Origin of the sequence: Psychrobium sp. nBUS_13 (assembly GCF_051201665.1) — a bacterium.
Classification (GTDB): domain Bacteria; phylum Pseudomonadota; class Gammaproteobacteria; order Enterobacterales; family Psychrobiaceae; genus Psychrobium.
The window spans coordinates 3,078,923-3,092,313 of record NZ_CP179210.1; the positions used below are offsets into that span (position 1 = coordinate 3,078,923).

14 protein-coding genes are annotated in these 13,391 nt (G+C 40.4%); 6 read left to right on the plus strand and 8 right to left on the minus strand.

The window, feature by feature from the left end:
- Positions 1–74: 74 nt before the first annotated feature.
- The 8 genes from ACMAZF_RS14220 to ACMAZF_RS14255 form a co-directional block, all read right to left on the minus strand.
- The gene (locus tag ACMAZF_RS14220) at positions 75–743 is read right to left on the minus strand and encodes a hypothetical protein (RefSeq protein ID WP_435274442.1); all 669 of its coding nucleotides are present in this window, start codon (positions 741–743) and stop codon (positions 75–77) included.
- On the minus strand, positions 736–1,077 hold the full coding sequence (locus ACMAZF_RS14225; RefSeq protein WP_435274443.1) for a PadR family transcriptional regulator: 342 nt from the start codon (positions 1,075–1,077) through the stop codon (positions 736–738). Before ACMAZF_RS14225 ends, ACMAZF_RS14220 begins: the two co-directional genes overlap by 8 nt.
- Positions 1,078–1,159: 82 nt before the next feature.
- The gene (locus tag ACMAZF_RS14230) at positions 1,160–1,486 is read right to left on the minus strand and encodes a cobalamin biosynthesis protein (RefSeq protein ID WP_435274444.1); all 327 of its coding nucleotides are present in this window, start codon (positions 1,484–1,486) and stop codon (positions 1,160–1,162) included.
- 237 nt (positions 1,487–1,723) lie between these two features.
- On the minus strand, positions 1,724–1,927 hold the full coding sequence (locus ACMAZF_RS14235; RefSeq protein WP_435274445.1) for a hypothetical protein: 204 nt from the start codon (positions 1,925–1,927) through the stop codon (positions 1,724–1,726).
- A 3-nt stretch (positions 1,928–1,930) separates the two neighbouring features.
- A complete protein-coding gene (locus ACMAZF_RS14240; RefSeq protein ID WP_435274446.1) occupies positions 1,931–2,515 on the minus strand; it encodes a histidine phosphatase family protein in 585 nt (194 codons plus the stop codon).
- Between the two features lie 64 nt (positions 2,516–2,579).
- Positions 2,580–2,885, minus strand: coding sequence for an isochorismatase family protein (locus ACMAZF_RS14245; protein ID WP_435277250.1), 306 nt, complete (start codon positions 2,883–2,885; stop codon positions 2,580–2,582).
- Between the two features lie 196 nt (positions 2,886–3,081).
- Entirely contained in the window at positions 3,082–4,377 is a 1,296-nt protein-coding gene (locus ACMAZF_RS14250; protein ID WP_435274447.1) for a DUF4785 domain-containing protein, read from the minus strand.
- Positions 4,378–4,387: 10 nt separating this feature from the next.
- The gene (locus ACMAZF_RS14255; RefSeq protein ID WP_435277251.1) at positions 4,388–5,206 is read right to left on the minus strand and encodes a hypothetical protein; all 819 of its coding nucleotides are present in this window, start codon (positions 5,204–5,206) and stop codon (positions 4,388–4,390) included.
- A gap of 421 nt (positions 5,207–5,627) precedes the next feature.
- On the opposite strand from ACMAZF_RS14255, the gene ACMAZF_RS14260 reads away from it, so the two are divergent.
- The 6 genes from ACMAZF_RS14260 to ACMAZF_RS14285 all read left to right on the plus strand — a co-directional run bounded on the left by ACMAZF_RS14260 (position 5,628) and on the right by ACMAZF_RS14285 (position 13,331).
- Positions 5,628–6,071, plus strand: coding sequence for a transcriptional repressor (locus ACMAZF_RS14260; protein ID WP_435274448.1), 444 nt, complete (start codon positions 5,628–5,630; stop codon positions 6,069–6,071).
- Between the two features lie 28 nt (positions 6,072–6,099).
- Positions 6,100–6,564: a chemotaxis protein CheX gene (locus ACMAZF_RS14265; RefSeq protein WP_435277252.1), complete on the plus strand. Its 465-nt coding sequence runs from the start codon at positions 6,100–6,102 to the stop codon at positions 6,562–6,564.
- A gap of 255 nt (positions 6,565–6,819) precedes the next feature.
- Positions 6,820–8,631, plus strand: a complete 1,812-nt coding sequence (locus tag ACMAZF_RS14270) for a DUF4856 domain-containing protein (protein ID WP_435274449.1) — start codon at positions 6,820–6,822, stop codon at positions 8,629–8,631.
- Positions 8,632–8,819: 188 nt separating this feature from the next.
- Positions 8,820–10,091, plus strand: a complete 1,272-nt coding sequence (locus ACMAZF_RS14275) for an imelysin family protein (protein ID WP_435274450.1) — start codon at positions 8,820–8,822, stop codon at positions 10,089–10,091.
- An 11-nt stretch (positions 10,092–10,102) separates the two neighbouring features.
- Positions 10,103–12,307, plus strand: coding sequence for a TonB-dependent receptor family protein (locus ACMAZF_RS14280; protein WP_435274451.1), 2,205 nt, complete (start codon positions 10,103–10,105; stop codon positions 12,305–12,307).
- Positions 12,308–12,335: 28 nt separating this feature from the next.
- Positions 12,336–13,331, plus strand: a complete 996-nt coding sequence (locus ACMAZF_RS14285) for a sterol desaturase family protein (protein WP_435274452.1) — start codon at positions 12,336–12,338, stop codon at positions 13,329–13,331.
- Positions 13,332–13,391 lie beyond the last annotated feature (60 nt).

The following is a 13,391-nucleotide window of genomic DNA, read 5'->3' on the forward strand; positions in this document are numbered from 1 at the left end:
TTCTCCCGTTATTGATAACCGGAGAATATCGATTTAAGAGAGGTTCCAGCTACCGAAAACTGGACAAGCATTTTTTATTGTTTTAAACCGCTATCAAGACTTATCATTTTTTGCTGCGCAACGTAGCTCAACAGTTTAATTGCAACACCGTAAAGCAAACTAAGTATTGCTACCGATAATGCAGGAGCGAATGAAGAAAAATCTTCAATTACATTACCAATTGCAATGACCCCAATAAGCATCATAAACATACCGAGAATCAAACCTGTATTTCCCAGTGTTGAAAAAACAAGTATCGAGCGTTTGTAATGTTCATGATCGTAAGAGCGATTGGCGTTTATCAGTATGCCAAATGCGCGCTTTACTTCACCATAAGACGTCGCAGCACAAGTTAGAATAAGCGCAGGTGGAAACACAATGAGAAATGTTGGTATATCAATAAATAAAGAAACACCTGAACTAATATGCATCGCAAACAATGTCATCAATAAAAAGAAAATCATCGCTAAAATAAACATAACTACACTCCGTTGAGTTTGTAACATAAATGAAAAACCGCTACATAATGCTTGGCGCAGATACCATAGATTAGCGCTTAGCATTCCGTGTTTTTGGTATTTATCGCCGAATGCTTCTTCAAGGTCGCCAAGGACAGGCTCTCTTATAGAAGCTGGTAACGCCCACGATAGAAAGCCAGAGATCGCTCGTGGCGGATGTAATTGAGATGATAATGATTTACTCATAACTGTGCTCACCTCGCAGTGTCACATCTTGCCACATGGTATTTAACGCTTGTTTAGAACGCTTTAGTGCTTGCTCGCCTGACGCTGATACCTTGAAATATTTTTTGGCACGGCCACCTCGTTCGCGAGTCGCCTCCCCCATCTTACTCTCGACAAATCCTTTCTTTTCCAACCGCTCTAAGGTTGTATAAAGTGCGCCAATGGTGACATCTCGCTCAATTTTATCAGCTAACAATTGACGAATAGTCGTACCATAAGCGTCATCACCAAGACTGAGAATCGACAACAGCAAAAATTGCTCAAATTCTCCTAAGTATTTTTCTTTTGAACTCATAATCCCTCCTTCTATAAACTACAATGTAGAATATATTAACTAATGTCAACATTTATTCTGCTTTGTAGTGTTAATGGTTGAATTAACTAATGAGCGTTAATATTCGTGCTAAAACAGTTCGCTGTTGCAATACCATATCGCGGCTCACTAGGTATCCAGTGAAATGACGCGCCAGTGACATATCACCATCGTTAAGCGGTCGATAAATTTGCATCGCATGTTGCTTCAAACTGGTTAAACCAATGATGAGATACAGCAACACGCTATCAAACAAGAGAGAAAGCAACTGGAACGTTAATACTTGTTGGCTATTTTCAATGCCATATTCAACAATGAAATGACCAGCCCAATAAATGGCAACAGGCAACGGCATTACAATAACTAGGGTCTGTTGATCTTTGTGGTTCAAATTTTGTTCAATCTAAAAGGATTTTGGGCAAGGCATGAGGATTGATACTGGGTTTACCCCAGTGAATGACGAATAACGCCGCACAAAATACTTTTAGGTGAATCCTACGGACAGCATTTGTTTGTTATTTCTACGGCGTTATCGCCTATTCGTGTAGCCAGCTACACCACATAGGCTCTGCCTTGTAGAAACCCCAAACAAATTGCTGCAAAAATGAACTCAAAAGATCAACAGACCCTAGCCATACCAACACGCCATATACGCCGGCGTTATTACCCTCGGGCGACGATTTAATTTGCTTTCAAACCACGCAGCAATATTGCCAAAGCCAATGAGTGGGTGAAATTTTCTCGGCTCTCCTAGCAACCTATCTAGCAGCAGTGCAAGCGCGATAACCAACATGATATCAAATGACTGAATAACGGTAAGTAGCTGGTTCATGGATTAAGCAGCAGCCAATGATAAATGACGCTTAGTCGCACAGAACGATAGTTTAATCATTTTGCCATTGGGATAGAGTGAAAATGCTGATTGTGATGAGTTCGTGCCTAATCGATGCATCAAGCAACGCAATGCCTCACCGTGAAATATTGCTAACACGTTACGCTGTGAGTTCTGCTGTGCAATAGTGACCAACGCATCATAAATACGATCTGAACACGCGTGAGCACTTTCGCCTTGCTCCATAGACAATGCAGTAACTTGTTGCAGCATTTCATCAAACTCAGGCAGTGATTTTAATTGCGTAACACGTTGCCCTTGCCATTCTCCAAGGTTTCGCTCAATGAGTTGTGGCTCAATTTGGTAAGGCACTCCTAGTACGTTACAACAAACTTTCGCCGTTTCAACGGCTCGGCCAAGTGGCGATGATATTACCTGATCAATATCGTAATGTTCGAGTGATAAGGCAAGCTCTGCTGCTTGTAACTTGCCTGTATCTGTCAACGGACTATCGAGATGTCCTTGTAAACGCTGGGTCTGATTCCATACGGTTTCACCGTGACGGGCTAAGTAGATATTGGTGCTCATGGTTATGTCTATTGGAGGCAATGGCGAGCAGCATACCCAAATCAACTAACCGCTTCAACATAGGCTACTTAATTAACGGTAGAATCGATTTAAACTCAGCACGTGAAGAAATAGCATCGGTGACAACTTCAACATCATAGTTACGCGCCAATAGCCCTCTTACTGTTTGATAGACAAAGATATGGGCTTCAATGCCAGTCACCAACCATTGCGTTCTACCGCTATCTTTAATTGCTTTTTCGATTTCAGGTTCAGACAGCGCGTTGAAATGTTGTTTTTTAAAACGTGGATAATTAGGCAATAAAGAAGCAATGCTATCGACATTTTTACCTAACCCTTTTGGGTATTGTTCAAACCAAATAATAGGAATTTGTAAGAGTTTTTAACATTGAATAAGTCGCTCAATACTTGAAAGTACACTATTGCTGTTATGGACATTCAATGCTAAAGAGCCTTGAACGTCGACAACAAGCAGCCCGCATTTATCACGTGTTAACATAAATATCTCTCTAGAGACAAAACCTCTAAGCTAGGTTAAAGTCTTTAACCTAGCTTATCTGATTAACTTAGTCTCTGCGACGTCTGACTAATCCTCCAAGACCGATTAATCCAAGTAATGTCACTAATGATAATGCGCCACTACTTTTTTCTACTTTCTCTTCAACCATAACGACTCGTTGTTGAGCTGGCTGACGCTGTAACACAGAGATACGGCTTTGATCGACAAGCTTAGTATTACCGAGTGAATAAGGCGCAGATAACGACGACGCATTTAACACAGTTTGATCAAACTCTAACGCAACCGTTTGTTGACCAGGTAAAAGGTAATACGCTGAACTACTTTGCATTAACGGCTGCATCGCACCACTACTATCTTGACCATATACCACACCACTTAACGCATAGCGCCCTTCACTGGCAACATCTAAATTAATTGATGCACTCTGTAATGAGGCACCTTCTATCGTCATTCGAGCCGTTGGTGCAGCTACTGCAAAGGCTAATTTACCATGGCGTAACACGCGCTTACCGTTGTCATTAGCGGTTGACTCAACATGTAATTCAAACAATTGACCACGCATTTCATTGTGAACGTTTGCTGGTAAGTCAACTTGAAATTGTTCACCGTTAACGACATAGTTCACTTCATTCATTTCACCATTTGGTGCTTTAATAAACGTACGATGAGATGTATTGCTTAATGCACTATCTTGATTCGCCATCGTCGCTTTAAAACTCGCCTGACCACCTGCTAGATAGGCTTGCTGATTAGTCACAAGCGACTGTCGATACGCCGATCCCTTTTCTTTTACATTAATGATGTATTTTTGAGTCGGCGCTAGTTGCTGGGCAACACGTAATTGAAATTGTCCAGTGCCAGCAGCTGCTGACATTTTAACGGCACTCGAATTTGCTAAAATGCTCGCGGTAGCCATTTGTTCCTGACTTACTCGCTGACTAAATGCTTTTTCAATAAATCGCTTATCCTTACGAAGTTCTAGAAACTGCGGATCAATTGCATGATTGTCAGGTAAAGACTGACCAATACTTTGTTTTGCAGATAAACGAATCAAAGACTCTGGCTGATTAACACTCAACATGAGACCTTTATTTAATGTTTGGCCATCCACCTCAAGCCAATACTCATCGCTTACAGATTGAAGACCAAACTGCGGTTGCAGATCAGATTTGATGGCTTGGCTAAAATGAACAGCTTGCTTTTCAATAGTTGCTTCTAGCACAGGTAAATGAACCAGTTGTGATGATTTAGGCGCTAGCGAAGGCGTTTGAGATGTTGCTTGTAATGCCGTAGAAAAAGTAACGCTGCTTAAGATCACTAATGACAATGTAGATAATTTCATGGGTTATTCCTTAAATATCGTTACGAATGATGACATCGAGATTAAAACAATCACGGCGACTTTGTTGATGACTCAGTGGCTCACCGCCCTTTGTACGTTGCTTATCAACAAACCATGTACTACCTGCGCCACTTTGTGACGAACAATTTAAGAACCCATCAGAACATGAATCCAGCCAATTTTGCGTTGTTTCTAACGCCACTTGATATTGATAGCCCGCACAATAGCTGTCGCCATCCCAAAAAGCTGAATCAACATCTGATCCAACAATCGCTTTGAATGTTTTTGGCAGCGCTGGACGCCCAGATGTGCCATATAAAAAGTTCTGATTATAATAAGCCATCCAGCCAACTTGTTGTTGCTTCACCGCATCAGAGCCATAGCCAAGTAACCAACCCAACGAACTCTCAAAAGCATTACCTTGATGAACAGCATCCGCTAACGGTGTACCTAAACTTGAAGGCGCTATCGCAATTACTTTGTCGGTTGCCGTTACAATCGCTGGATAACGACTGTCATAAGTTGGATTAGACATGATCCAACGAATCACATTACCGCCATTTGAGTGGGTAATAATGATCATCTCATCAATGTTTTTATTATTAATAAAGGTGGTTAGTTGAGCTGCTAAACATCCTACTGCCTTTTCATCCCACATGAATTGATCAAAATCGCAATTGACGACGGTATATAATGATTGATTATTAAGACCCTGTTTAACTGAGTTAACAAAGTCTCCTGTCCAGTAGTCGTTGTAAGCGTCAGTTTGGGAACCCGTACCATGTACAAACGCAATGCCTTTATTGGCCATTGCCGGCAAACTGATCATTCCCAACACAACAAACAACGTCGATAGTATTCTTCTCATGATGTTTCCTTTTGTTATTATTATTTTATGCATGGTCGAACCTCCGACCTTCGTTTTGAAACATTTTTTTAACATCAATAATTTTCGTTTGCAAGCGTGTTTTTATTACTAAAAATGGTGTTAAGGAAGTAAAATAGTTAAACGATGTATTAAGTATTTACTCTAATTCGGATAAGATAATGAGCTATTTAGGCACTAGTGATATTAAACATCTGAGCTGTTATGTTTAGACAACTGTTCAACCAGTCTAAAAATTATTTTGTCACTAACAATAAAAGTGTGACGAATACAAAAAAAGCGATTAATATTATTAATTCGCGCAGCAACTTATCAATAGTAGCTTGCCATGCTAAAGTAAAAAAATGGATAAAAGTAACTATTAATGACTAAAGAAATATCAGTCCTGGTAGAACAGGCTCAAGCTTTATGTGTTGAAAGCGGTGCTCGTTTTACCACTGCCCGTAAAAAAGTATTGGAACTTATGTTGATTCATGGAGGCGCTGTTAGTGCATATGAACTACTTGATAGCCTCAAGGAAACTGACAGTAGTGCAAAGCCCCCAACAATATACCGCGCATTAGATTTCTTACTTGAACAACACTTTATACATAGAGTAGAGTCTCAAAATGCATTTATTGCGTGTAATCATTTTACCGACGATCATCAACTGCAGTTATTTATTTGTGAGCGATGTAAAGAAGTGCAAGAATTGCATTCACCGCAGATCCAGCAGTCGTTAAATGAACAAGCACGATTGAACGATTTTTTGATTCATAGCCAAACAGTAGAGGCCCGTGGTATTTGCCACCGCTGCCGACAAGATTAAATTTAAAAATGAAGGAAGTATTGAAAAGATGAATGTTGATTTTATCAATCCGTTTTTAGACTCATTGCTTAATGTGCTAAAAACTATGGCTAGTACGGAGCTTACACCGGGAAAACCAGCACTTAAAAAAACAGCAACTGCACATGGCGACGTGTCTGGGCTTATTGGAATGGTGGGACCGAGTACTAAAGGTTCATTGTCTATTTCATTTGAAGAGTCACTAGCGCTCAAGGTAATGGAGCGTATGTTGGGTGAAGCACCAACGACAATTGATGACGAAGTTACAGATATGCTAGGTGAGATTACTAATATGGTCACTGGCGGCGCTAAGAACTTGCTAGGTGAAAAAGGGTATGAATTTGATATGGCGACGCCTGTTGTTGTCTCTGGAAAAAATCATAGCATTACTCATTTATGTGATGGTACGAAAATAATGATTCCATTTACCTCACCCGATGGAAATGCTGTCATTGAGATCTGTTTCGATCAATAAATAACAACCTCCATTCACATTAAGGCGATATTTTTATGTCGTCTTTTTTTATGTCTAAAGTAAATTCACAGTCACAGACGTAAAATCGCATAAAACATAAAAAAATGTGAGTTTTTTATGCTAATTCTCCATAACTTAGATTAAACAATGCTAACATTTATGTTACCAAACAAGGTAATGATATTGATTATCATTTGCCATCATGTAAAATATCGTAAATTTATTCGTATTACTTACTGTTAATGGAAGTTAAACATGTTAAAAACTAAACTTAGTATCATTGCAACTGCAGTACTGTTATCACTTGGCCTATCGGCATGTGGCGGTAGCTCAAATAGTTCGACGCCAGCACCGACACCTACCCCAACTAACTCTGCTCCTACAGCAATCGCATTATCTGCTACAGAAGTTGCTGAAAATGCAGTAGCAGCAACTGTTGGTACATTAAGCACAACCGATGCTGATTCTGGTGATACTTTCACTTACACGATTGATGATGAGCGTTTCGAAGTCTCTGGTAGCGAATTAAAGCTAAAAGCAGACACTTCATTTAATTACGAAATGGTTCGTAACGTACCTGTAAAAGTTACTGTAAAAGACAGCGCTAACGCTGAGTTCACACAAGACTTCACTGTAACTGTCACTGACAGCATGGGTGTTCAAGCTGTTATTGATGATTTAGGTGACCTCCCTAAAAACTATGCATTTACTAGCAAATTCGATGCAGCTAAAAGCAGTGTTAGCCATTCAGGTCAAGCAGCGCGTCATGTGCTGATCAGTCAATTAAATAGCTATATTGGCAACGATACTGACAAAGCAGGCCTAGCAAAAGATATCAAAGATGGTGTGATAACTTCTGGCGCTGAAGCAAAAGCAAAATTAATGCGCATGTATGCATCAACAGAAGCACAATGGGATGAAGACGCTGATGACGTTTTAACATTCACAACAACACCAACGGCCAAACAAACAACATTACGAGAAATCAGCAGTTCTCATAAAAACCTGCAAGGAAAAATTGCAGGTCAAGATGGCGCAGATTCAACTCAGTATAAAGACTGGACAAAAGAATTAGTTGGTTGGAATGAAAAAGGTTCAACGACTCCAGATGGCGTTGTTATTGCTTTAATTGATCAACTTGCCGCAAACGTTCAAACTCAGATTGATGGGACTGCACGTAAAGACATTATTGACGCGCCAATCACTAAATTATACATCCAAGAAGATGGTACAGACATTAAGCAGCTGCTTCAAAAGTTCATTTTAGGCGCGGTTGCATACTCGCAAGGTACAGATGACTATTTAGATCACGCTACTGATGGAAAAGGCTTGAAATCTAATAACCTAGAACAATATAAAGGCACTAAAGCTTACACTTCAATGGAACATCAATTTGACGAAGGCTTTGGTTATTTCGGTGCTGCACATAACTACACGACTTACACTGATTTAGAGATCCGTGCTAAAAGTGGCCGCGATGAATTTAAAAATGGATACAACGATATCGATGCCGATGGCAAAATCGACCTTACTGGTGAAATTAATTTTGGCAATTCAACCAATGCAGCAAAACGTGACTTAGGTACGTTAGGTAACGCAAAACCAACAGACTACACCAAACAAGCTTTTGAAGCCTTTGTAACTGGCCGTGCCATTATAAGCAATGCCGTTACGCGTGATTTAACAGCTGATGAGCTAACCACGTTATTAGAACAACGTGATATCGCGGTATTAACATGGGAAAAAGCAATTGCTGCAACTGTTGTACATTACATTAATGACACAAATGCTGACTTGGACAAACTAGGTGCCACAGACTACTCATCAGCTGATTTTGCTAACTTAGCAAAACACTGGTCTGAATTAAAAGGATTTGCATTGAACCTACAATTTAATCCTCACAGCCCAATGACCGCTGAGAAGTTTGCTTCTTTACAAGGATTTATTGGCATGAAGCCAGTATTAACGAAAGAAGAAGTAGCAGCGTACAAAGCTAAACTTGCTTCTGCTCGCACGTTACTACGTGAAGTTTACAACTTTGACGCGGATAACGTTGAAAACTGGTAGATACCTATATCCCACATTTAACAGTGGTTTATAAGACATAACTAAAAGGCCTGTATTCTTAATGAAACAGGCCTTTTTCATGCCAATAACTTAACTAAAAACAATGATAATTCTTATCATTTGTGCTTTAATATAGCCAATTTGAGTCAACAAGACTCGACTATCAGTTACATGACTCTAGGAATACTATGAATCGACGTAATAATTCACTGCGCCAGCTAGTCGCTGTTGCTGCATTAACTTCTTTAGTGGCTTGTTCTGAAAGTTCAAGCAGTAAATCGGGCTCTGACTTTGGCAACGCTACGCCTACGACCCCAACGCCTCCTCCAACGAATACATTTAATCAACAAGCACTCTTGGCTAACATTGTTGATAATATTATTACCCCGACTTACCAGCAGTTTGAAACACAAGCAACTAATCAACATCAAGCAATTAGTCAATATTGTGGATTAGAAAAGAGCTTTAATGTGGGGGATGAACGCACACCTGTCACTAACTCCTTGTCATCGGCTCAAGATCAATGGTTAACAACCATCAATCAATGGCAACTTGCTGAGGTTATGCAGATTGGCCCCCTGACAGTCAACTCATCAACGCTGAGAAATAATATCTATTCTTGGCCAGTAGTGAGCTATTGTGGCGTCGATCAAGACGTGATGTTTTACCGTGTGGGAAACATTAACTCAACGCCTTACGACATCACTAACCGCACAGCAACAAGACGCGGTCTTGATGCGGTCGAATACCTACTTTATAACAATTCGTTTGATCATAGCTGTAGCACACCAAAACCAATTCTAGAGACTTGGCCTGATTTATCTGAGCAAGAAAAGCGCGTCGCTCGTTGTAGCTTTGCAACTGAAGTCGCTGATGATATTGCTAATAGTGCAAAATCACTCAATCAACAGTGGGCAACCTACGCAACGACATTAAAAACGGCAGGCGAAGCTGGCAATGATTTCGCTGACGTTCACGATGGTGTCAACGCCGTTAGTGATGCGTTATTTTATTTAGACAAAATGGTAAAAGATAGCAAGATTGGCGCACCATTAGGGCTATTTAGTAATAGCTGTGGTGGTGTAGGCAGTGTTTGTGTTGCAGATGTCGAATCGCCATTAAGTGCACAGTCGATCAGCCATTTAATTCAAAACCTTACTGCCTTTAAACAGATCTTCACAGGGCAAGGTACTGATAGCGCCAATACCATTGGTTTTGACGACTACCTGATTGATGTTGATGACAAAGCAACCAGCGATGCCATTATCGCAAGTACTCAACAAGCAATAGATGATTTAACAGCTTATCAACAAAACCTTGCAGCTCAACTTAACGACGATGCGGCTGTTGTAGAAACAAGCCATGGCAAAGTTAAGGCTGTTTCTGACAAGCTAAAAACTGACTTTATTAATTCGCTGGCTCTGAAATTACCAGCGACATCTGCCGGCGATAACGACTAATAGAGAATCTCATGAAAAAATTACTACTTAGCGCTATTGTCGCATCCATTGTTCACGGCCATGCAATGGCTGCTGACGCTGACACAAAGAAAAAAACAGTCAATGAAAAGCACGTTGAAAATATACGTATTCTAGGTTCAACAGACGGTTTACGTGCCGACACTGGCTCAGCAACATTCATTGATGAAACAGAATTAGAAAAGTTTGAATACGACGACATCAACCGTATTCTAGCCAAAGTACCTGGGGTGAATATCCGTCAAGAAGATGGTTATGGTTTACGTCCAAACATCGGTTTTCGTGGCGCGACACCAGAGCGCAGTAAAAAGATTGCGTTGATGGAAGATGGCATTTTAATCGCACCAGCCCCCTATTCTGCATCTGCGGCTTACTACTTCCCTCAGGTAAGCCGCATGACTGGTGTAGAGGTATTTAAAGGACCTGCATCGATTAAGTATGGTCCAAACACCGTAGCTGGCGCGCTTAATTTAACAACTCGCGCTATCCCAAATGACAGTGAAGGCGGCTTAGATATCGCAGCTGGCAGTGATGGCTACAAGAAATATCACGTTCATTATGGCAATACCAATGGTGACTTTGGCTATTTAATTGAAGCATTAAATGTGAGTGCTGATGGATTTAAAGAACTTGATAGTGGCGATGACACTGGCTTTGATAAAAATTCGTTCATGGCAAAGTTTAATTATGACTTGTCTACAGATAGCCTAAATCAACTTGTTGAATTAAAGCTAGGCTATGACGATGAATTATCTCACGAAAGCTATGTCGGGTTAACCGATGCTGATTTCGAGAAAACACCTAATCGTCGCTACTCAGCATCACAAAATGATTTGATGGATTGGGAGCACAGCAATGCGCTGTTCACCCATTTCATGGAAACCGCTGAATTTTCACTGACTACTCGCGCTTATTACAACAAGTTCGAACGTTCATGGAACAAACTAAACGGATTTAATTTTGATAACCGTTTAGAAGATATCATTGCCGATCCAACCAATACTATCTATGCAGATTTTATTGAAGTATTAAAAGGCGAAAGAGATAGTGAAAGTACACGTGAAAACCTCGTTTTAGGCGATAACGCTCGAGAGTACTACTCATGGGGTGTTCAATCAGATTTTGCTAAATCGCTCAACATTGCAGGTATCGAACATCAACTAGAAATCGGTATTCGCTATCACGTTGATGAAATAGAACGCAAGCATACTGTTGATTATTTTACGATGACAAATGGCCAATTAGTAAAAACAACAACCAATGAGCCAGAAAAGACCACATTTAACACAGAAGAATCAAAAGCATTATCTGTCTATATCCAAGACACCATTACGCTTGATGTACTGACGATTACGGCTGGTGTTCGTGGTGAATACATTGATTCAACGTATCAAAATACCTTCAAGGCCAATGATTGGTTAACCAAAGAAAGCCGCATTTGGTTGCCAGGCGTTAGCGCTTTTTACAAATTCAATAACCAATTAGGCTTCTTGATGGGCGTTAACAAAGGCTATGTGCCTACAAGCCCACAACAAGATCCGCAAATCAAACCTGAAGAAAGTGTTAACTATGAATTAGGTCTTCGTTATAGCGATGATGCAACTAACGCTGAAGTCGTGGCATTCATTAATGATTACAGCAATTTAAAAGAGAGTTGTACTTTCTCAGCGTCAGCGAACTGTAGCGTCGTTGATACTGAATATAATGCAGGTGAAGTTGATATCTATGGCTTAGAGGCGACAGCCAGTCATACCATTACGTTAACTGACAATTTAGATCTACCATTAAGCGCTGTTTACACCTACAGCCAATCAGAGTTTAAAGAAAGCTTTGTTTCTGATTTTGCGTTGTGGGGCAATGTAACGGCAGGCGATGAAGTGCCTTATTTAGCCGAGCATCAAATTACGCTTGCTGCTGAATTGACCAACAATAACTGGCAAGCAGCCGTGTTAGTAAAATACATCGGTGAAATGAAAGAAGCCGCCGGCACCGGCGTAAATTTTGAAGGTGTAAATACCGAGGCGTTAACAGTCGTCGACTTCTCTGGCAGTTATGATATTAATAATGGCGAACACGGTAGCGTTTATTTAAAAGTCGACAACATTTTTGAAGCTGTTGAATCGGTTAGTCACCGCCCTTATGGCGCTCGCCCAAGTAAACCACGTCAAGCGGTGCTTGGTTATAAATACGCGTTCTAAGTAACCTAGAAAGGCACTAAATCATTTAGTGCCTTTTATTTTTATCATGTTAGACGCCCTACTCACCCCATTACTAGCCACAGGCGAATTAATCGCCACTTACTTAGTGGATGCTAATCAGCGAATTTATTGGCTTTATAGCGCCATTGCGATGGCGATGGCGTTGCTGGTGTTTCATGTTAAAAAACTATCTTATAAAGCGCTATTCTCGCCAGCAGTTTGGTGGCATCCGTCAGCTCGCCATGATTATGTGATTTTCTTTATTAATCGTTTGCTAAAGACACTCGGGGTTATTCCAGTCTTACTGGTGATGGCACCGCTTGCTATCGGCTTTTCTGGATGGTTAGAAGGTATTTTTGGTACTCAAACGTTTTTAGATTTCCCTAGCTGGGTAATCATTGGAATATTTACATTAGTGCTCTTTGTTATAGACGATTTTACGCGTTTTCTGCTGCACTACCTACTCCATAAAATTCCCTTTTTATGGGAGTTTCATAAAGTTCACCACAGTGCCAAGGTACTTACCCCGATAACTATATATCGATCGCACCCTGTTGAGAGTATACTTTACGGTGCACGAATGATCTTGAGCCAAGGAATCGCCGTTGGCATTTGTTATTACTTTTTTGGGCCAACGTTATCGATGTTTGATGTGTTCGGCGCTAATGTCTTTGTGTTTGCATTTAATATCATGGGATCCAACTTGCGCCACTCTCATGTGTGGCTGAGTTGGGGAGAACGCTTGGAAAGCATATTTATTAGCCCAGCACAGCATCAAATTCATCACAGTGACAAACGCATTCATATAGATTGTAATTTCGGTTCAGCGTTAGCTATTTGGGATAAACTATTTGGATGTTTGATTTTAGCGAATACCGTTACATCTCCAAAAGACATTGCTTTCGGTTTAGGTAAAAGCTTCAAAGAACATGATAGCTTACTAGGTGTTTACCTAAAACCTTGTATTAATGCCATAAAATTACTAATTACTCCATTGCTAAAACTAATTAAATCAAATATTTAAAACAAAACCCGACCTTTCTTGATCTAGATCAATCGATATATACCTTGGTGTACTACTCTA

Bases quoted from the DNA above. Each gene is read 5' to 3' on its own strand.
- ACMAZF_RS14220 (WP_435274442.1), bottom strand. From the start codon at position 743: ATGAGTAAATCATTATCATCTCAATTACATCCGCCACGAGCGATCTCT.
- ACMAZF_RS14225 (WP_435274443.1), bottom strand. From the start codon at position 1,077: ATGAGTTCAAAAGAAAAATACTTAGGAGAATTTGAGCAATTTTTGCTG.
- ACMAZF_RS14235 (WP_435274445.1), bottom strand. From the start codon at position 1,927: ATGAACCAGCTACTTACCGTTATTCAGTCATTTGATATCATGTTGGTT.
- ACMAZF_RS14240 (WP_435274446.1), bottom strand. From the start codon at position 2,515: ATGAGCACCAATATCTACTTAGCCCGTCACGGTGAAACCGTATGGAAT.
- ACMAZF_RS14250 (WP_435274447.1), bottom strand. From the start codon at position 4,377: ATGAAATTATCTACATTGTCATTAGTGATCTTAAGCAGCGTTACTTTT.
- ACMAZF_RS14255 (WP_435277251.1), bottom strand. From the start codon at position 5,206: ATGATCAGTTTGCCGGCAATGGCCAATAAAGGCATTGCGTTTGTACAT.
- ACMAZF_RS14260 (WP_435274448.1), top strand. From the start codon at position 5,628: ATGACTAAAGAAATATCAGTCCTGGTAGAACAGGCTCAAGCTTTATGT.
- ACMAZF_RS14265 (WP_435277252.1), top strand. From the start codon at position 6,100: ATGAATGTTGATTTTATCAATCCGTTTTTAGACTCATTGCTTAATGTG.
- ACMAZF_RS14270 (WP_435274449.1), top strand. From the start codon at position 6,820: ATGTTAAAAACTAAACTTAGTATCATTGCAACTGCAGTACTGTTATCA.
- ACMAZF_RS14275 (WP_435274450.1), top strand. From the start codon at position 8,820: ATGAATCGACGTAATAATTCACTGCGCCAGCTAGTCGCTGTTGCTGCA.
- ACMAZF_RS14280 (WP_435274451.1), top strand. From the start codon at position 10,103: ATGAAAAAATTACTACTTAGCGCTATTGTCGCATCCATTGTTCACGGC.